The following is a 19,925-nucleotide window of genomic DNA, read 5'->3' on the forward strand; positions in this document are numbered from 1 at the left end:
GGAAGCGAACTCCCCCTGCTTGGGCAAATTACATCTTCACCTGAGTGTGATCTGTTGGTGTGGGTTTGTGACAGTAGAAACAGGTTTCTGACTGCGCCGCTTGATTGGCTTGAACATAATCACCGTTCACAATCGCGCCCATATTTTCTAAGCCGTGGCCAATAGATTCTGGCGCGTGGCATGAAGTACAAGTGGCAGTGATTGGCGTGGTGTATTTACCCGCAGTTGTTGCCAGAGCGCCTTTGACCTTGAATGCATCTAGGTTGAAGTCGTTATGACATTGGGTACATTCTTTGATGACACCTTGTTTACCATGAACAACGTGTAATTTCATCTCCAACGCACCTTTGTTAGCACCATTTGCATAGGTACCATCTGGGGTATGACAAGCGACACACGCATCCACACCGACGATTGGCTTACCGCTGGCATCTTTTGCATGTGATAGCTGTTCTGTCATCACAAAACCCGCATGGTGGCCTTTGTGAATTTCGAAGCTATCACCGTGACAACCTTGACAGGTACCAAACTCAACTGAGTTAACATGACGCATGCTCGGTGCTTTACCAGACTTAGTGCCAAAAGCTAGTTCGGCTTTCATGCTCGTTGTTGCGCTGTCTGCGGTACATGTGGTTAAGCTTGTACCAGTGCTACACACTTCTAAACCGATAATGGTAAAGGCGGTATCAGTATCGCCTGCACCGAAAGGTAGAGCGGGTGTTGTAAAGACTAATTTACCGTCAACTAAGGTTACACCTTCTTGCAGTGCGCCATCTTTGACTAAGTCTTTCGCTATTTTCGCTTTACCGCTACCAGGACTTGGGTTGTAGCCCATGATCGGGAAGTTAGGGCCAACGTTGGTAACAGACTCTAAACGTTTAATCTTATCTTGAACGGTTGCCGCATCAATTGCGTTACCATCTTTGTCTAAGATAGACACGGTTAATACTGCAGTATCATCAGCTTGACCAGCAAGTGCTGCTGACATACCTAACTGAGCGATAACGGCTTTTTTGTCTGCAGTCTTACCTGTGTGCAGTTCTGCAGTCCAATCGCTGTTATGACAGGCGATACAGTTAGAGTTATCTAGCTGTTGTGAGTGACCTTTACCGGCAGCAAAGTCCACTGTGCTATGGCAGCTTCCACATGAGGCGGCAGTTGGGATACGTGACCAATTACTCCAATCAGGCGTAGCCTCATTTGCTGCGTGACAGCTTTGACAGCTTTCTAATGAGCCTAAGGTGAGGTCTTTGTGCTTAGCGTGAACGAGAACATTAAACTCTTTACCTACGCCAACTTTTCCGGCTGTGTGGCAAGTTGCACAGTAATTAACGTCAGAATACGCGCCGCCATGTTTAACATTGGCTAAATCTTGGTGACAAGTATTACAGCTTTCTGTGGCGACAATTTTGCGACTATATGTTGGCAGTGCGCCAGTATCGGCTGTGAAGTCGACAAAGGCGTTACTGTTTGGTACTTGAGTACCATCGGGAAGCGGAGTGTTATAAGCGCGGATTAATACTCGTTGAGCTAACTGTTCGTTATAGGTGACTTTAGTGTTAGCGGTCAGGTTCATGCTAAAAGTATAACTGTAGTGACCGTTTTTCTTGTCAACGAAAGTCCCTGGGCATGTTGCAGCGACATCACAGGTTTCATCACCAAAGTATTGCCATTGTGACGCATTACCTGCACCAGTTGCACCTTGTGGGATTAATTGTGCTGCGGCAAAACGCATTTTTTGTAGGCCAACAACGGGTAAATCATTTTCGTTAGTGACGGTAAACTCAACACTCGGAATACCGTTAGTGACGACAGATTTGTCAAAGGCGAAATTAAGGGTTTGAATCGCTGGAGCAGGTTCGCCACCAGGTTCACCGGGATTACCATCATTACCATCACTGCCACCACAGCCCGCTAAGGCCATAGTGACTGCACTTGCTGCTAACAGCAGTGCGATTTTAGTTGTTTGTGCGTTCATCATTTTTTTCCCTGCATAGGTTTGGCATTGCTTAAACGCTATGTTCTAGAGCCAACAGATTCTATGTCTGTGTTTTTGGTCATTAGAAGCGACTTAAGTGGATGCTGGAAATAGAATTCCCCAAGGAAAGGCTAACCTAACATGACCTTAAAATCTCCAAGGCCTTTGCTAATGTGTGACTTGGATCTTTCTATTTCTAAAGAGGTATTTAAAGCGAGAGGTAAAAATGATTTTAGAACAAAAAAACAGCGGATTTTATCTGGGTAATGTGCGTTGACTTTATACTATAAAAGCAAGGTTTGAATGGGGTTGCTGTTATGTAAATAAAATCCCCCGCACTGCGGGGGATTTTGCTGAATTTAATGTGAGTAACGACTGAGTTGCGATTCGTTACTCGGTTCCATATTAGTATTTCACTGGGTGAACTTTATCCACACCAAATGATTTACCTTCACCATGGCAGGTCGCACAGGTTTCGCTACCAGGAGTGTAAGTGCCAGCAGCAGCGTTATATACACCACCATTGGTTTCGAAGTGGCCTATCACTGCGCTGTCAGTTGCGGTCGTTGCATGGCAAGATGCACAAGCTGCAACGGTTGGTGAGTATTCACCAGTACTTGCTAAGAACGCAGGTTTATTGCCTAGTGTAGCTAAGCTAAGTTGACCTTTATCATGACAAGCCGCGCAGTTCGCTGGGTTTTCAGGGAAGGTTGCTGCATCTGTTGTTAAACGGCGAACACTGCGAGTATCAGCGTGAATTTGGTGGATCATGACTTTAAAGTCAAAACCACGTTCAAATGGCTTTTTACTGTGAGCAGGAGCGCCATTGTGACAAGCCACACAACTACCATCGGCTAAAGCTACCGCGGTATTAGGTACAGCAGAGTGACAAGTACCACAGCTGTTATCAGGCTTGTCTGCCGCATGGGTCAGCGCATGAGAGGCTGAAAAGTCAGCTTTCTCACCATGACAGTTAGCACATTTTGCTTCAGAGATGACTATGCTACGTGCGGTAACATTACTTGCATCGGCAGAGAATGAAGCTTTATTACTGCCAACAATCACTTCGTAGATTGGTGCTTCAGTGTTACTACAATCAATCGCAGCATCCATTGTTGGATCGAGTTCTGCAGAGTTTGCACAGATCAGCAATTTGCCGTCCATGAAGCCTTTACCAATACTAACAATTTGTTTGTATGGAACAGAACTTGTGCCAATAACAGCTTTAATGCCTGTTAATGTGTATGTTACTTTTGAGCCATTTGGTACCGCTGTTAAGTTAGCGTTAGTCTCAACTTTGGCCAAATTTACAGAAATACGGTTTTCGCTACGACCTAAAGTACCATTAGATGGACGTGGGCCCATGGTGTATTCAGTGCCATTGAATGCCGTTAAGCTGACCCAAAACTCTTTCACTTTAGGATCTTGATGTGGAGCAACATCACTGTGCCAATTGACTGTGAATGTTAACTCTCCTTTAGCCACATCAAATGTGCCATTTTCTAATTTATAGGCATATTCAGTTCGCAGTAACTTAGTGGCATTAGCTTTTGCTAAGTGATATTTAGCGCTGCCTTCTTCACCTTGTTCGGCGTGACAAGAAGCGCAACCTCCATTTTGGAATACATTGACTAGGTTTGCACCTGGAATACCGTCAATTTCAGGTGTTGCATAGTAATGGAAATAGTTACCAACGAAACCACGGTCTTTTTGACCTTCAGGTGGTGTTAACCATTCACTGTTATCTACTGGATTAAAACCTGACATGTGACAAGATGCGCAGGCTAAACCTTTGTGATGTTTAAAGCTTGCGGCATCAACGGGTCCTTTGTCATCTGTGCTATGGCAAGACTGGCAGTTCCCGATAGAGACTGGCAGAGTGACTCGTTCAGAAACGTCTTTACCTTCACGGTATTGTGGGTAGCCACTTTCAGCCGCAGCTTTAGCCATAGTACCGCTAAAGTCATAAGCCGTTCCGCTGTAACCCACCATAGCGTAAGTACCTTTGTGAATGGCATGAACCATGGCGCCCATATCCAAAGGTGATCCTGTTTCTGGATCTTTACTGTAGCTGGTATGACAAACTTGACAGTTTGCTATTCCGATCCGTCTTCCGCCATGTAGTGCTAATGGCTTAGCAGTAGAAGATGTATCGCTATAATTTGTGCTGTGACACTTGATACAGTTCGCTTCTAAATCGACAACCGTACGCGTTTCCGTCTCTTTAGCTACTCTAAAGTTATCGCTTGGTAAGAAGTCGATATGGCTGTTGACTAACTTGGCATCTTTACTGCCATCGGTTTGAAGTTCTAAAGTAATGCGATGTATTAATGTTGGGTCGTAGGTTAAATCGAGACCTTCAATAGCGGGCAAAGTACTTAAATTGGTTTGGAAGGTATAGCGGTAAACGCCACTATCAACCACTGTTAAACAAGTGGTTTTACAACTAGATTCGATGTTCGCTTGAATAGCATCACCAGGTGTAAATTTCACTTCTTTAGTAATAGGATTGCCAGCGCTATCTTTACCATCGGTATAGCTATAATTTGCAAGACTGCGTGCAGGATCAGCTGCTTTCACTGAGTTGATATAGCTGACCCATTGAGGTGTTTTGTAACCTTTGCCACTTTCAGGGGTAAGTTTTGCAATACCCAATCCGATAGTATTGATTTGAGCGTATTGCTCTAGGCCCGTCACAGGAACGCCATTCGCATTCGTTAGTACTATGTCTACGCTAACAGTGCCGTTGTCAATTTTTACATCTTCAAGTGTGGCTTTGAGTGTGGTGGCTTGACTTATGTCTAAGCCTACCGGACCCGGTTTTCCGTCTTCACCATCTTTACCGTCACTACCACCGCAACCGGCGAGTAGTAGAGAGAGTAAACCGGCACCCAACATCGCTTTTGTTGCGGTATTGAAATTGAACCGTTTCATCATGATATTTCCCTGCAATAGTTGTAATCATCATCAAACGCTTGGCAAATAAGAATAAATCTCATTACCCGCATAAGATGTGTGGAATTAGTTTTCCATCTGTAAGGCTAACTAAGTCACTGGTATTTATCAGTCACTTTAGGCGGGTAATGTGACTGAGATCTGACTATTTCTTTAGGAGTAGATGGCTGCATCGTATGAGTTCCTTTTATATCTGCAGTTGCTGGCCTTTTTAGGCCAGCATCATAGGGTTAGTTTATTGGATGCACTTTCAACACGTCCGCGACTCCGCCCTGTCCATGACAGAAAGCACAGGTTTCAGTTCCTGCGGTTGCATCGGATTTTGTACCTGCAAAAACAGCACCTTGCTGAGCCATGTGGTTATGAGTGCTGGTATTTGAATGGCAGTTGCTACACACAGCGGCAATTGGGCTGGTAAAAGTGCCGTTATTGAGGGCAAGGGGTTGCACCGCTGAATTTAAGGGGAGGGCGACGGTAGAAATTCCCGCAGTATCGTTAACATGGCATTGGGCACAGTTACCGATTTTTCCTGGGTAGTTTAGGTTTTCAAACCCCGTGAATTGACTGGTGTGAATACCGTGGATCAGCTGCTTAAAGTCAAATGACGTGATTGAAGGATTGGCTGCCGTCGCATCGGCCAGCATATTGGCGTTATGGCATAGCTGGCATTGACCATCGAGATCGTTACGTGAGCCGTGAATATTCAGTTTTTGATCACCATGGCAATTACCGCAGCTTGCATTACTCACAACGCTACGACGACCTTCATTGCTCAATGCTGCCATATCAAAATAACTGTGGCTGGATTTAATCACTAACACTTCCGCCAGTTCAGTCGTGCAATCAACCAGTACTTTATCTTTGGCACAGACTCTGCCTTGAATCGCAAGTCCGCCATGATCCGTTTCAGTGCCTGCTGGCACGGTAAGGCCCGCTATCGTATAGGTATAAATGCCATTAGAGCCTGATATGGGGGTGGATTCCGGCAGTTTAATCGAGCGAGCTGAACGGGTCGCATAATCAAAACTGGTTCCCCAGTTGGCATATACCCTTAAATCATTGATAAATTTTAGTTTATCGGCACTTTCGCTATACACAGTTCCTGTGGCTGGATTCATCAGCTTAACCGCAACAGTGACCGTACCATTGGCATCCATACTGGCGCTGGTGATGCTTGGGCTAAATTGCATCAGTGCCGCGTTTTTAGCTTCATCACTGTGTACGCTTGCGGTCCAGTCGGCATTATGACACGCCACGCAGTTACTGTTATCTATTTGCACTGGGTGTCCTTCGCCTGCGGGGAAATTGATCTGTGTATGACAGGCACCACAGGCTTGCATGGTCGGGACTCTGCGCCAGTTTTGCTGTTCGGTTAACTCAGCCTTATCGACGTGACAGGTTTGGCAGTCACTAATGGGTTGCGGGAAGCCGGTTAAATGTTTGCTGTGGATCATTTGTGGGAAAATATCAGGGTTACTGACTTTTTTGCTGGTATGGCAGGTGACGCAGGTTTCGATTTGATCATATCTACTGCCATGGAAAGCTAGATTACTGTGGCAACTATTACAGGTCTCTATTGTGACTAAGTTGCGGGTGTAAGCGACATTACTACCTGAAGATTGCCAGTCATAATGCTGATTGGTTATAGGTAAGGGCGTGTTATCGGCAAGTTTATCGCCGCCAATTTTGACCACCATTCTTTGGGTCGCTTCGGGCATAAACGTCACTCCATTCATGCCATTAAATGCGGCGCTGAAGGTATAACTGTAGTGACCGTTTTTATGATCTGTGAGACTGCCAGGGCAAGTTGCCGCGCAGGTTTCAGCGGTAAAGTGCTGCCATTCACTGCTATTCCCCGCGCCTGTATAACCTTGGGGGAGAAGCTGCGCAGCAATAAATGTCGCCGATGGGATACCAATCACGGCTTCATCATCTTGATTGCTTACTTGAAAATCCACTTGAGCAATGCCATCTGTCATCGCGACTTTATCGACCATGATGTTAAGGTTAGTTATCGTTAATGCAGGCGGTTTCGCAGGCTCACCGGGATTACCATCTTGGCCGTTATCACCGCCACAGGCGCTTAATAGCGAGACTAAGGCCAGCATAAGACTGAATTGAGTGCGAATTTTTGCAAACTTGTTCATATTTCTATCCTTGGAATGCGCTGTCAGTGCCTAAGTTACATTTGGTAGCTTAAGGTCAAGCCTAAATAGTGAGCGTTGTAGTCGTGGCCCAGATCACCAAAACTGAGTACGTTGGGAATCGTGTCCCAGCTTGTGCCTTGGTTTTGCCAGTTAGCATCTTGATATTTTTCGAATAACCAATCGACGCGCAGCGAAATACTGTCGGCAAACTTATATTTGGCGTAGGCATTAATATTGTGTTTGCGGGCGTAAAAATCGCCATAGGGACTGGTGATGCCGTAGGTCACTTCTGTATCACTCTGTCCATCGGAATAGCTGTAATCCAAACCAATATCGAGGTGATGATCGAACAGGTTTTGATAACTAAGCCCTGCACCAATCAAGGTCGATTTTTCCTCGGCAGTGCTGTACCAATCGGGTGTCGAGAAGGAATTACTGCCCGCTTGGTCTGAATCGCGCCAATCTTGGTTAACAAAGGCGGTTAAATTGAGGTCACTGCTCAGCATATATTGGGCTGACAAGTCGTAACCGAGATAGGACACCTGAGTTAGACCAACGAAGGTATGATGATAGTCGTCATTAATGCTGTGTAAGCTGGCACCAAGAGATAGACCAATATCGCTCTGATAATCCGTGTGTAAGGTGACTTTCTGCCTTTTTCTATCGGCAAGGTAGGATTTACGTAGCCAAGGATTACTTGAACTTTGAGTGGTTGCGACGGGATGATATTCACTGCCATCTCGCTCTAGTGCTTCTCCTTTCAACCAAGCTGACCATGCGGGTGAATAGCGATAACTTAGTTTAGCAAACACGCCAGATTCATCGATGGATTGGCGGTCGAGTTCGGCATAATCGTTTTCATTATGGCTGTAACCCGCTTCGGCATAAACCGCTGAGGTAAAACGGTATTTGCTTTTGAGTTCGAGTTTTTTGGTGCGCTTATCATAAAGGCTATTTTGGGCTGTGCCTTGATTAATACTGTCGGTGATGATCTGCGGAAAGTCTAATTGAGCCGTTTTATTATCTCTGTCTTGATAGTTGTAGCTTGCCTGCATGCTTAAATCTTGGTTGATCCGTCCTGAATATTTAAGGTCCATCTCTACAATATCAACTTGGCCATTTAAGGTATCCGCAGGCAGGACGGGCGATGGGCCATTGATGGTGGCAGGAATAAATGTGTCATCTTGGGTCATACGGCTAAAGCCTGCGTGCATCAATACATTTTGACCATTTGCCCCCCCTGAGGCTTCTGCGGCAACTCGGTAGGCTTTATTGTCGGGGTCGACCGCATTCTGACCTAGGTATGCTGCACCAAAGGTGGGAGTGTAGGCAGACTGCCACAGCATGGCTTGGTGATCATTTTTATATTGGCTGATCTGGCTATTGATGCCTGCTTGCCAGCCTGAACCGTTAAAATAAACTCTCGCATCGACTTCATCAGTACTGTCATCAATTGGTTGGGCTAGCATAACGCTATTGGTGAGTATATTGGCACTGGTCTTTTTTGCGCCACTGCGGTCTTCATGCTGATAGTTTAGCGAGGCTTTGTAGTGACTGTTATTGTCACCTTCAGGTGATATTTTGCCAGCGTAGTAACCACCGATACTAAAGCGATCACGTTGAATACTTAAATCTTGGCTAACAAGGCTGCTCTGTAACATAGGCATAGATTGCGTTGTGCCGCCTGTTATCCAGTTATCGGGCAATAACATTTTATCTTGCACTGAGGTATAGGGGCTTTTGAGTTGATTATGGTTATAGTTTGCTAAGCCTCTATAACCCAAGTTGATTTGATAGTTTCCCGGCCTTCCTGTTGTGAGCTTGGCTGAGCCCGCATCAAAACCTAACTTATCCGCGACCAGCTCGGTTTGATAACCCGACGGTGTTTTGTACACCATATCCGCACCGACGGCACCAACGAGACCATGATTATCTGTTCCAGTACTGTTACCGAAACGGCTGTCCTCACTATCGTTGTAAGCGAGGCTGGCACTGACATTGCCAATATCCCCTGTCTTAGGTTGGCATTGCTTACAGCTCCATGCCTCTGTCTTTATGCTACTTCGATTCGCTTCTTGCAGCTCATAACCTTCGGCGTGTGCTTGAGTCAAAACACCGCTTATCGCCCAAGCCAGCAAAGTGAGGGAGAAATAAGCGCTAGGGTGAGACATTTTAGCTGTTCGCATGATCATTCCCTTGTTATCTCTGCAGTAATTTGCCAGAAGGATGGTTAGAGCCATGCACTTGTCCGTGACAATTCATACAGGAATTACCAGAAGTGAAGGCATTGGTTTGATTGCCAAAATAGGCATTACTGCTATGGCCATCCGAAGCGTGGCACTGCTGACACAGTTGTGGCGGTTTGCTGATCAGCATGGCTTCGTTCACGCTGCCGTGGGGATTATGGCAATTAGCGCAGTTGTCGGTGACGGGGGCATGATCCCACAGTTTAGGGCCGCGTTTTTCGGCATGACAGCTATAGCAATTTTCATTAACACTCATTTGCTTCAAGCTTGAATCGTTTAAACTGCCGTGGGGATTATGGCAGTCACTGCACACCATTTGTTGCCACTGTAATGGATGCGCCGAGCGCTTGTGCATATCGGCTTTTTGTTGGGTATGGCACTGGGTACAAATGGTGACTTCATTGGCTTTATCGCTGATAGGATCTTTTGCGGCATGCACTTGATGGCAGCTGCTACAGGCGACATCGGCGTTATCGTGGTGATTGCCTTTCCATGCAGTACGTTGACTGTCATTGTGGCAACTCATGCAGACACTGTTTTGCTTTTGCGCTGGAACAGGGGAGTTCGCGCCAAAGGTGATCATCGGCTCTTTGCCACCTTTATTATGATTCCCTAACGGGCCGTGGCAGGCTTCGCACTGCAAATCGGCCATGGGTGAACCTTTCACATTGGGGTTGCCATGAACCCCCTCAAATATTGCCATCACCACGGCACTTTTTTTGTGGCACATCAGGCAAGTATCAGCGCCTTTAGCGGAATACTTACCTTCGGCGAATTTTTTGTCTAATGTCGCAACAACTTCTTCTGGTTTTTTGTCATCCCAAGGGGTCGCTGAGGCCGAAACGCTTGCGATTGATAACAAAATACATAGCATAGCCTTAGCTATGCTTCTGAACTTTAGCCCTATTTCCATGGTTATGTTTTCCCGAGTGCATTTATATTTGTTATTTTTACGCTTTCGACATTGCTAATTTAGCTTATTTAGCTCGGTTAATATTAGAACAAGTGTGTGACACGTGCTTAACATTGCGGGGTCTTTTCACTGTAAAGAGGGATGATTTTACAGGCGATATAGATTAAGTGTGATTTTGATCACACTTGCTTCGGGTGGGATTTGTTTACAGCGTTTTGACTTCTGTGCATCGCTTCATAGTCACTAATGCAAAGGTGCAGATTTTTATTTTCGGTTGGTCGTTTATTCATTGGAATTTTTATCACATAATACCCAACACAATTGAAAACTATTATCGTTACCAATCAAAAATCTTGATCTAGGTAAAGTTATTAGTGTCATCGCTCGGTTACAATGGGCGCAGTTTTTCGAGCTGAACCTGTTGCAAGGTGGAATACGTAATGAAGTTAAGCGAACTCAGTCCCGGCGATCGCGGTCTTATTTCTGAAGTGGGGCGTTTGGCGCTGCCACAAACCGTGAAGCGCAAGTTGTTGTCCATGGGGATCACGCCAAATACGCGTTTTTTATTGATCCGATACGCACCTATGGGTTCTGGTCTCGAACTGGATATTCGTGGTAGTAAACTTTGTATGCGCAGAGATTTGGCAGACATCATTGAGGTGGAAAAGACGAATGGCTAAGCAGTTTCATTGCGTCACAGTAGGAAACCCTAACGCGGGTAAATCTACACTCTTTAACGCGCTAACAGGCGCAAATCAGCAAGTGGGTAACTGGTCTGGTGTTACGGTCGAAAAAAAGACTGGTCATTTCACCTTAAACGGTGCTGACGTCTATCTGACAGACTTACCGGGTATTTACGATCTTCTTCCTGCGGGTAATAGTTGCGATTGTTCACTTGATGAGCAAATTGCGCAGCAATACCTTGCCGAGCAACGTGTCGATGGCATTATCAATTTAGTCGATGCCACTAATATCGAACGTCACTTATATCTCACAGCCCAATTGCGTGAACTCGCTATCCCTATGGTAGTGGTGCTGAATAAAATTGATTCGGCTGTCAAACGTGGGATTAAAGTCGATTTAAAGAAAATGAGCCAAGAGCTGGGTTGCCCTGTGATTGGCGTGTGTTCGCGAGATCCTGCCGATGTCGCTAAAGTGCAGGCACAGGTACTCGATTTACTTCAAGGCCGAGTCTCAGAAGCCCCATTAGTGCTTCATTATGATGAACAAATTGAAGCGGGCGTGCAGTTACTCTGCAGCAAAGATGAACAATTAAGTCGCGGCCGCGCTTTGGCTATGCTAGGTAATGGTTCGGGTTGTGGTAGCTGTAAAAATGCTGAACTGCAGGATGAAGTGAATTCCTGTACTCAGATTATCGCTCAGCAAGGCCATGATATTGAAGTGATGGTGGCGACCACGCGCTTTAATTTCGTTGAACAAGTTTTTCAAGGTTCAGTGAAAGAGTCAGGGTTCCTCACCCTCAGTGACAAATTAGATAAACTCGTTTTACATCCTGTGCTTGGCATTCCTGTGTTCTTGTTTGTGATGTATTTGATGTTTATGTTCAGCATTAATATTGGCAGTGCTTTTATTGATTTCTTTGATGTTTTTGCTGGCGCACTGTTTGTCGATCACTTCGGTTCATTCTTGACGAGCATGGGCTCTCCGGCTTGGTTGGTCACTATCTTAGCGGGCGGTGTCGGCCAAGGCATTCAAACCGTATCAACCTTTATTCCTGTTATTGCGGCGCTTTTCCTCGGTTTGTCGATCCTCGAAAGTTCTGGCTACATGGCACGCGCTGCATTTGTGGTTGACGGTTTAATGCGTCGTATTGGCCTGCCTGGTAAAGCATTCGTTCCTATGATTGTCGGTTTTGGTTGTTCAGTGCCGGCAATTATGGCTACGCGAACCTTAGGCAGTGAGCGTGAGCGTATTGTGACAGGGATGATGGCGCCATTTATGTCCTGTGGTGCACGTCTTCCGGTTTACGCACTTTTTGCGGCGGCTTTCTTTCCCGATTCAGGTCAGAATTTAGTCTTCTTGCTGTATATTATTGGTATCTTTGCCGCTATCGGTACGGGTTTATTACTCAGAAGCACTTTATTACCCGGCAGCAGTAGTGCAGTGGTGATGGAGCTACCAAGTTATGAACTACCTAAGCTGAAAGCTGTTATGGTTCGTACAGGTAAACGCACTAAGAGTTTTATTTTAGGCGCAGGTAAAACGATTGTTCTAGTCGTGACCTTATTGAACTTCATCAATGCTATTGGTGTTGATGGCACATTTGGCCATGAAGATAGCCAAGCATCTTTGCTGAGTGTCGCGAGTCAAAAAATCACGCCTATCTTCTCGCCTATGGGCATAGAGCAGGATAACTGGCCTGCAACCGTCGGTATTATCACGGGTATTTTCGCCAAAGAAGCGGTTGTTGGTACCTTAAACAGTCTATACAGCAGCGCGGCGCCGACAGATGAAGAACTTGCACCATTGAGTGAAAGCTTTAATGCGGCTCTGGCAACGATTCCAACTAACTTGTTTGGTTTAGATCTTGAAGATCCGCTTAAACTGTCGGTCGGTGATTTAACCAATAAAGAAACCGTTGCTGAAGAACAAGGTGTTGCGACATCGACTTTCGGTGCTTTACAAGCAGGTTTTAGTGGTAAAGTTGCGGCTTTCTCCTATTTGCTGTTTATCTTACTTTATACTCCTTGTGTTGCGGCAATGGGCGCCTTAGTGCATGAGTTTGGTTCTCGGTGGGCGACGTTCGCGGCAACGTGGACTTTCTCACTGGCTTATGGTTCTGCAACGGTAGTTTATCAAGCCGCTACCTTTACGCAGCACCCAGTTCAATCAAGTCTGTGGATTGGTTTCTTCTTGTTTGCATTAGCCGCTTTTTATCTGTGGTTGAAACGTAAGGGTAAAAGAAGCCAGCAGATTATTCCTGGGATCCGCATTATCACCGAGTAAGATTTACTGAGTCGGCGTGACTGAATAATAAATGTCAGCTTAGTTAGGTCAAAGATAAAAGCAGCTTTCATGGCTGCTTTTATTGTTTTACTATCGCGGTTATAACCCCAAACAGTCAAAAACCAGAGTTTTTAACCCTAGGCATTGTAACTAGTGGTGATCTGTAGGATCATGCTGGTTTTCTTAAAATTGCCATTGTTCGCAAAGAGGAATTCCATGAGTCATGTGGACACTGAAGTACGTCCGAGTAACTTTATTCGTAATATCATAGATGAAGATTTACAAAGCGGTAAGCACACGAGTGTACAGACTCGTTTCCCGCCGGAACCGAATGGCTATCTTCATATTGGTCATGCTAAATCTATCTGCTTAAATTTTGGGATAGCGCGAGACTATAACGGTCTGTGTAATTTACGTTTTGACGATACTAATCCTGAAAAAGAAGACATTGATTATGTGAATTCTATTCAGGCGGATGTGCGTTGGCTTGGATTCCAGTGGGATGGTGACGTTCGCTATTCATCAAACTATTTTGATCAGTTACATCAATATGCGGTTGAACTGATTAATAAAGGTTTGGCTTATGTGTGTTTTTTGAATGCAGATGAAACCCGTGAATACCGTGGTACGTTAAAAGAGCCAGGTAAAAACAGTCCTTTCCGCGACACATCAGTCGAAGAAAACCTCGCCTTATTCGCTAAGATGCGCGACGGTAGTTTTAAAGAAGGCGAGTGCGCATTGCGTGCCAAAATTGATATGGCATCGCCATTCATGTGTATGCGCGATCCTATCATCTACCGTATTCGTTTTGCCCATCATCATCAAACAGGTGACAAGTGGTGCATTTACCCAATGTACGACTTCACGCACTGTATTTCTGATGCGTTAGAACATATTACCCACTCTTTATGTACATTAGAGTTCCAAGACAACCGTCGTTTATATGATTGGGTGTTGGATAATTTGAACGATTTTCAAGCGCCGAATCGTACTCGTCAATACGAGTTTTCCCGCTTAAATCTCGAATATACCTTGATGTCTAAACGTAAGCTGAACGACCTTGTGACCCGTAAACTCGTGTCAGGTTGGGATGACCCACGTATGCCAACGATTGCAGGCTTACGTCGCCGTGGTTACACACCGGCTTCAATTCGTGAGTTCTGCCAACGTATCGGCGTGACTAAGCAAGAGAATATGATTGAAGTCGGCATGTTAGATGCGTGTATTCGTGAAGAATTGAACGAACATGCACCGCGTGCGATGGCCGTATTACGTCCATTGAAAGTCATCATTGAAAACTATGCTGAAGGTGAACTTGAGTACATTCAAGCGGCCGCTCATCCAAATGATGAGAGCATGGGGACGCGTGAATTAGCCTTTGGCCGAGAAATATTGATCGATGTGGCTGACTTTAAAGAAGAAGCCAACAAACAATACAAACGCTTAGTTACAGGCAAAGAAGTGCGTTTACGTAATGCCTATGTGATTAAAGCTGAACGTTGTGACAAAGACAGCGAAGGCAATATCACGACGGTTTACTGTACTTATGATCCTGAAACTTTAGGTAAAAACCCTGCTGATGGCCGTAAAGTTAAAGGCGTGATCCATTGGGTTGAGGCATCTACAGCTAAGCCTGCTGAATTCCGTCTCTATCAGCGTTTATTTACCGATCCTAATCCTGCTGCGGCAGAGACTGTGGATGAAGTGTTAAACCCTGAATCATTGATCGTTGTACAAGGTTTTGCAGAAGCAAGCCTAGTGAATGCACCTGCGGAACAAGCCTATCAGTTTGAGCGTGAAGGCTATTTCTGCGCTGACAGCAAAGATTCATCGCCGGATAATTTAGTGTTTAACTTAACCGTAGCGCTGCGTGATTCTTTCGAGTGATTTTGCTTAAGTGGAGCTGTTTGACTGAATGAGTCAAACTGATCTGCTAACTCGCTCAAAGCGTTAATTCAACTCAAAAAAGAAGGCCTTTGCGGCCTTCTTTTTTATTTTCTGCTACAAATCAATTGCGACGTAGAGCTTGAGTTGCTGTTGATTAAATTTGTGATGAATTAAAATGGTTATTGGTACATAGGACCAAAGCCTAAGCTCCATAAAATGACACTAGTTGCCATTAGCCCCACCAAGAGTACTAAGCCTGCTGTCACCATAGAGCTAGCGTAGATAAAACCTTTCTCTTCAGGGATATTCATAATGATAGGCACCCCCGCGTACAGTAAATAGACTGAGTAGGCTAAACCAATCAACCCCACTATCATGATAAACCATAGCACTGGATATAATGCGGCTAAACCGACCATAAACAACGGGGTTGCAGTGTAGGACGCGAGCTCTAATGCTTGGGTGTAAGTTGGGTTAGCATCGAAGGTTTTTGCCATCCAATAGGCTAAATAGGCAAGGGCGAATACACCTGCAATCAGGCCTAAATACATGCCTGCAGACATAAACAGGGCGCTTTGTGGTGTAAGGTAAATAGGATCGCCTGCGCCAGGATTCCAGCCAATGTAAGCCGTAGCAATGTAGCTGCACACCGCCGGAATTAAGGCGATAAGAACTACATGACTTAAGCTACTTTTCAGTGCCTCATGGTTTTTTTCAATTGTTTGCCACTCTTGTTTTGGATGAGTGTATAGCCCCATTAAGTGATTCAGTATCATTATAATTATCCTTGTTCAGCATTGATGAATGGCTCGCCAAACGTCAGACGAGCTGATAACAGCTCTACAATCGAGGTTAAAATGGTGTCCTGTCTCTTTATCCATCGATTGGTTACACATAGAGAAGTGAGAGGCTGTGTGATCAGGATCTCAGTTCTTTAGAGTGTAGATTATTTATTGAACAAAAAGTTCAGCGCGTCAAGTTTACTTAAGCCTAATGCTATAGCTTATGAGTAAATATGCGTAAAATAGCGCGATATTCAGAATGATATTGAGTGAGTCCATGCTGCAACTTCTTGCCCCCATCCACGCATTTCTTCACTGTGAAACACCGCAAACTTGGATTGATGTCGCGATAAAATCAGATTCCTTGGATGAGTTGCTGATCGACCATTGTAACTGTGAGTTAAAAGCCGCTCAGACAGCGATTTTTTTGCTAAGAAAATATGCGTTAGATAAAGACAGTGGTCGAGCTCTGTTGGCGTGGGCTAAACCCTATGAAGAGTTTATTTATTCGCAAGAACATGATGTGGAAAGTTTTTTAGCCCGTGATGTGAAAAAGAATGAGTTGGTAACTGACCTTATACCTAAGCCCAACTTTAAGTTTGCTGCGAATTTAGTTTCACCTTTAATCCGCTTGATTAAAGAAGAGTTTCATCATTTTGAACAAGTATTGGATTTAATGCACAAGCGCAGTATTGATTACCGCAATATTCGCGCGGGGCGTTATGCCAAGGGCATGATGAGTCATGTGACAACCCATGAGAAAGATATTTTGCGGGATAAGTTGATTGTAGGGGCATATATTGAGGCTCGCTCGTGCGAGCGCTTCGCTAAACTCGCGCCTTATTTAGACGGTGAGCTGAGTAAGTTTTATGTGTCACTGCTGCGCTCTGAAGCTCGACATTATCAAGATTATCTTGCGTTAGCTCAGTTGGTTTCACCTGAGGATATTAGCGAGCGAGTGAAGTACTTTGGCGAGTTAGAAGCTGAGTTGATTTTGGCGCAGGATGATGAGTTTCGTTTCCACAGTGGGTCGCCTCTATTAAATTAATTTGAACGGCTTTGCTTCCCCAAACGAGTAGAGTTAAGTCCATATAGCTGAAACGATTAACGGTTCGAAAAACCGTTAATCACAGTATTTTCAAGCTATTAAAGCTAAAAATTTAAGCCATTTAAGCTTAAGTAACGCTAAATGAGGCCTACTTAAGCCAATGCCTTTAGGTCATCATCTGGTCAAAGGGTAAGGACTGTAAATAAATCCCTTCAGCGCTCACACTGAGCACACTGCCTTGTTCATACCAATCGCCAACCACTATACGCTTACAGCCATTAGCAAGTTGATGAATGGCTGGTCTGTGGGTATGTCCGTGGATCATATGCTTAGTGTGTGTCTTGGCAAATAACACATCGACCGCATTGGGCTCTACATCCATGATGGTGTAGCTTTTTTGTTGATTGCTGCTTTTGCTCTTGCTGCGAATTTTATCAGCAATGCCCTGACGGGTTTTCTTGGATAAATAACCGTACAGCCAACGAGACAGCGATAAACTGCGCAGTTTTCGAAAGCGTTGGTAGGCCTTATCTAAAGTACATAAGCTGTCGCCGTGCAAAATTACAGTGTCGACACCGTATAAATTGAGGCGAGTGACTTCGGGTAAAATTTGCATGCCTGCGGCGCGCGCAAATTGTTTGCCTAGCATGAAGTCACGGTTGCCATGGATAAAATACACGGGCAACTTTTGTGATACTTGCTTGAGTTTTTCGGCGATGTCGAGGGCAAAAGGCAAGGCAATATCATCACCAACCCAGACTTCAAACAAATCGCCTAGGATATAAAGGGCGTCGGCATCATCGAGTTCAGTGTCGAGAAAGCGAGTGAACGCTTGGGTGATATCAAGGCGATCTGCACTCAGGTGTAGATCACCTATAAATAGAGTTCGCATTCGCCGTATTATGCCGCGACGCTGACTTTTTCAATCACAATGGCTTCTAATGGCACATCTTGATGCATACCACGGTTACCAGTGCTAACGGCTTTGATTTTTTCGATAACATCCATGCCTTCAACGATTTCGCCGAATACGCAGTAGCCCCAGCCCTGTGAGGTTTCTGATTTAAAATCGAGGAAAGTGTTATCGTTCACGTTAATGAAGAACTGTGCAGTGGCTGAATGTGGATCAGAAGTACGGGCCATAGCAACAGTGCCAGTGCGGTTTGATAAACCGTTATTGGCTTCATTTTTCACGGGCTCGTTACAACGCTTTTGGCTCATGTCTTCGTTGAAGCCACCACCTTGGATCATAAAACCGTCAATCACACGGTGGAAGATAGTGCCGTCGAAGAAACCTTCGTCAACATATTTCATGAAGTTTGCTACTGTTAACGGTGCTTTTTCAGCGTTCAGTTGCAGTTTAATGTCGCCCAAATTAGTGTGTAATGTGATCATGTTTTCATACTCTGTGTAAATAGTGGCGCGATTCTAACTTATCTCGGATTGCGCGCAAAGTGCAGTATTCAAAACCTGTCAGGCCGTGATAGACTGACTCCTTGATTTTACACCTGAATGTATCATTGAAGAGAATATCGATGTTGAAGATTTACAACAGTATTACCCGCCAAAAACAGGAATTTAAGCCAATTAATCCCGGGAAAATTGGGATGTACGTGTGTGGTGTGACCATATACGATCTCTGTCATATTGGTCATGGCCGTACTTTTGTTTCTTTCGACATGATAGTGCGCTACCTGCGTTACGCGGGTTATGAAGTGAATTTTCAGCGCAATATTACTGATGTTGATGACAAAATCATCAAGCGCGCTAACGAGAATAACGAAAGCTGTGAAGCCTTAACCGAGCGTCTTATTGGTGAAATGCACCAAGACTTCGATGCCCTAAATATGTTGCGCCCCGATTTTGAACCGCGCGCGACCCTTCATATTGCCGAAATCATCGACATGGTTGAGTTATTACTCGCCCGTGGCCATGCCTATGTGGCGAGCGATGGTGATGTGCTTTTCAGCGTGGCCTCATATCCTGATTATGGCCGTTTATCGGGCCAGAATTTAGATCAACTGCAAGCCGGTGCTCGGGTTGAAGTGGACGAAACCAAGCAAAATCCAATGGATTTTGTGTTGTGGAAAATGTCGAAACCTGGCGAACCAACGTGGGAATCCCCATGGGGACCGGGTCGTCCTGGCTGGCATATCGAATGTTCGGCCATGAACAGCAAACATTTAGGTCTGCATTTTGATATTCATGGCGGCGGCTCTGACTTACAGTTCCCACATCATGAGAATGAAATCGCCCAGTCTTGCTGTGCCCATGACACGCCATACGTCAACTATTGGATGCACACTGGCATGGTGATGGTTGACCGTGAAAAGATGTCTAAGTCCTTAGGCAACTTCTTCACCATTCGCGATGTACTTGGTCATTATGATGCTGAAACTGTGCGTTATTTCTTATTATCTGGCCATTATCGTAGCCAACTGAACTATTCAGAAGATAACTTGAAACAAGCGCGTTCAGCCTTAGAGCGTTTGTATACGGCGATTAAAGATGTCGACTTAACTGTCGTTGCGGCGCCTGCAGAAGAGTTTATTGCTAAGTTTAAAGCGGCGATGGATGATGACTTTAATACACCTGAAGCCTATTCCGTTCTATTTGATATGGTGCGTGAGATCAATCGTTTAAAACTGACCGATATGGCACAGGCATCTGCGTTAGCGGTCACCTTGAAGCAATTAGCGGATGTGTTAGGTCTATTAAGCCAAGAGCCAGAGGCTTTCTTTCAAGGCGGCGGTAGTGACGATGAAGTGGCCGAAATCGAAGCCTTAATCGTTGAGCGTAACCGTGCTCGTACCGAAAAGGATTGGGCTGCTGCGGATGTGGCGCGTAATCGTTTAGATATTTTGGGCGTTGTGCTTGAAGATGGTCCAAGTGGCACCACTTGGCGTAAGAAATAAGCTTATTCGCTATATTTTTAATTCAAGAAAATCTTCAGTAAATAAAAAACCTGCATCATGCAGGTTTTTTTATGCTTGCTAGAACTT

At 45.0% G+C, this 19,925-nt stretch carries 13 protein-coding genes; 5 read left to right on the forward strand and 8 right to left on the reverse strand.

Features of this window, described 5'->3' with window-relative positions:
* Positions 1 to 28: 28 nt before the first annotated feature.
* The 5 genes from HGO26_RS04700 to HGO26_RS04720 all read right to left on the reverse strand — a co-directional run bounded on the left by HGO26_RS04700 (position 29) and on the right by HGO26_RS04720 (position 10,239).
* A complete protein-coding gene (locus HGO26_RS04700) occupies positions 29 to 1,981 on the reverse strand; it encodes an OmcA/MtrC family decaheme c-type cytochrome (protein WP_168823635.1) in 1,953 nt (650 codons plus the stop codon).
* 402 nt (positions 1,982 to 2,383) lie between these two features.
* Complete coding sequence (locus HGO26_RS04705) at positions 2,384 to 4,915, reverse strand: OmcA/MtrC family decaheme c-type cytochrome (protein WP_168823637.1); 2,532 nt, start codon at positions 4,913 to 4,915, stop codon at positions 2,384 to 2,386.
* Between the two features lie 248 nt (positions 4,916 to 5,163).
* A complete protein-coding gene (locus HGO26_RS04710) occupies positions 5,164 to 7,080 on the reverse strand; it encodes an OmcA/MtrC family decaheme c-type cytochrome (protein WP_168823639.1) in 1,917 nt (638 codons plus the stop codon).
* 35 nt (positions 7,081 to 7,115) lie between these two features.
* Positions 7,116 to 9,266: an MtrB/PioB family decaheme-associated outer membrane protein gene (locus tag HGO26_RS04715; protein ID WP_168823641.1), complete on the reverse strand. Its 2,151-nt coding sequence runs from the start codon at positions 9,264 to 9,266 to the stop codon at positions 7,116 to 7,118.
* Between the two features lie 13 nt (positions 9,267 to 9,279).
* Positions 9,280 to 10,239 (reverse strand): DmsE family decaheme c-type cytochrome, encoded by a 960-nt coding sequence (locus tag HGO26_RS04720; RefSeq protein WP_168823643.1) that lies wholly within the window; start codon positions 10,237 to 10,239, stop codon positions 9,280 to 9,282.
* Positions 10,240 to 10,679: 440 nt separating this feature from the next.
* Between HGO26_RS04720 and HGO26_RS04725 the strand changes: the two genes are divergently transcribed.
* The 3 genes from HGO26_RS04725 to glnS all read left to right on the forward strand — a co-directional run bounded on the left by HGO26_RS04725 (position 10,680) and on the right by glnS (position 15,093).
* Positions 10,680 to 10,919 (forward strand): FeoA family protein, encoded by a 240-nt coding sequence (locus HGO26_RS04725; protein ID WP_028760477.1) that lies wholly within the window; start codon positions 10,680 to 10,682, stop codon positions 10,917 to 10,919.
* Positions 10,912 to 13,206 carry a Fe(2+) transporter permease subunit FeoB gene (gene feoB, locus HGO26_RS04730; protein ID WP_168823645.1) on the forward strand — a complete coding sequence of 765 codons (2,295 nt, stop codon included), beginning with the start codon at positions 10,912 to 10,914 and terminating at the stop codon, positions 13,204 to 13,206. Before HGO26_RS04725 ends, feoB begins: the two co-directional genes overlap by 8 nt.
* 216 nt (positions 13,207 to 13,422) lie before the next feature.
* Positions 13,423 to 15,093 (forward strand): glutamine--tRNA ligase, encoded by a 1,671-nt coding sequence (gene glnS, locus HGO26_RS04735; protein WP_168823647.1) that lies wholly within the window; start codon positions 13,423 to 13,425, stop codon positions 15,091 to 15,093.
* Between the two features lie 179 nt (positions 15,094 to 15,272).
* Here the strand turns inward: glnS and HGO26_RS04740 are convergent, their stop codons facing one another.
* Positions 15,273 to 15,869, reverse strand: coding sequence for a Yip1 family protein (locus HGO26_RS04740; protein WP_105252940.1), 597 nt, complete (start codon positions 15,867 to 15,869; stop codon positions 15,273 to 15,275).
* Between the two features lie 283 nt (positions 15,870 to 16,152).
* On the opposite strand from HGO26_RS04740, the gene miaE reads away from it, so the two are divergent.
* Complete coding sequence (miaE, locus tag HGO26_RS04745; RefSeq protein WP_028760473.1) at positions 16,153 to 16,923, forward strand: tRNA isopentenyl-2-thiomethyl-A-37 hydroxylase MiaE; 771 nt, start codon at positions 16,153 to 16,155, stop codon at positions 16,921 to 16,923.
* A gap of 166 nt (positions 16,924 to 17,089) precedes the next feature.
* Here the strand turns inward: miaE and HGO26_RS04750 are convergent, their stop codons facing one another.
* Positions 17,090 to 17,815 carry a UDP-2,3-diacylglucosamine diphosphatase gene (locus tag HGO26_RS04750; RefSeq protein WP_168823649.1) on the reverse strand — a complete coding sequence of 242 codons (726 nt, stop codon included), beginning with the start codon at positions 17,813 to 17,815 and terminating at the stop codon, positions 17,090 to 17,092.
* An 8-nt stretch (positions 17,816 to 17,823) separates the two neighbouring features.
* Positions 17,824 to 18,318, reverse strand: a complete 495-nt coding sequence (locus HGO26_RS04755) for a peptidylprolyl isomerase (protein WP_105252937.1) — start codon at positions 18,316 to 18,318, stop codon at positions 17,824 to 17,826.
* 140 nt (positions 18,319 to 18,458) lie between these two features.
* Between HGO26_RS04755 and cysS the strand changes: the two genes are divergently transcribed.
* Positions 18,459 to 19,838: a cysteine--tRNA ligase gene (cysS, locus tag HGO26_RS04760; RefSeq protein WP_105252936.1), complete on the forward strand. Its 1,380-nt coding sequence runs from the start codon at positions 18,459 to 18,461 to the stop codon at positions 19,836 to 19,838.
* Positions 19,839 to 19,925: the final 87 nt, after the last annotated feature.

The sequence above is a fragment of the Shewanella oncorhynchi genome (assembly GCF_012584455.1).
Taxonomy (GTDB): domain Bacteria; phylum Pseudomonadota; class Gammaproteobacteria; order Enterobacterales; family Shewanellaceae; genus Shewanella; species Shewanella oncorhynchi.

Bases quoted from the DNA above. Each gene is read 5' to 3' on its own strand.
- HGO26_RS04700 (WP_168823635.1), bottom strand. From the start codon at position 1,981: ATGATGAACGCACAAACAACTAAAATCGCACTGCTGTTAGCAGCAAGT.
- HGO26_RS04705 (WP_168823637.1), bottom strand. From the start codon at position 4,915: ATGATGAAACGGTTCAATTTCAATACCGCAACAAAAGCGATGTTGGGT.
- HGO26_RS04710 (WP_168823639.1), bottom strand. From the start codon at position 7,080: ATGAACAAGTTTGCAAAAATTCGCACTCAATTCAGTCTTATGCTGGCC.
- HGO26_RS04715 (WP_168823641.1), bottom strand. From the start codon at position 9,266: ATGCGAACAGCTAAAATGTCTCACCCTAGCGCTTATTTCTCCCTCACT.
- HGO26_RS04720 (WP_168823643.1), bottom strand. From the start codon at position 10,239: ATGGAAATAGGGCTAAAGTTCAGAAGCATAGCTAAGGCTATGCTATGT.
- HGO26_RS04725 (WP_028760477.1), top strand. From the start codon at position 10,680: ATGAAGTTAAGCGAACTCAGTCCCGGCGATCGCGGTCTTATTTCTGAA.
- feoB (WP_168823645.1), top strand. From the start codon at position 10,912: ATGGCTAAGCAGTTTCATTGCGTCACAGTAGGAAACCCTAACGCGGGT.
- glnS (WP_168823647.1), top strand. From the start codon at position 13,423: ATGAGTCATGTGGACACTGAAGTACGTCCGAGTAACTTTATTCGTAAT.
- HGO26_RS04740 (WP_105252940.1), bottom strand. From the start codon at position 15,869: ATGATACTGAATCACTTAATGGGGCTATACACTCATCCAAAACAAGAG.
- miaE (WP_028760473.1), top strand. From the start codon at position 16,153: ATGCTGCAACTTCTTGCCCCCATCCACGCATTTCTTCACTGTGAAACA.
- HGO26_RS04750 (WP_168823649.1), bottom strand. From the start codon at position 17,815: ATGCGAACTCTATTTATAGGTGATCTACACCTGAGTGCAGATCGCCTT.
- HGO26_RS04755 (WP_105252937.1), bottom strand. From the start codon at position 18,318: ATGATCACATTACACACTAATTTGGGCGACATTAAACTGCAACTGAAC.
- cysS (WP_105252936.1), top strand. From the start codon at position 18,459: ATGTTGAAGATTTACAACAGTATTACCCGCCAAAAACAGGAATTTAAG.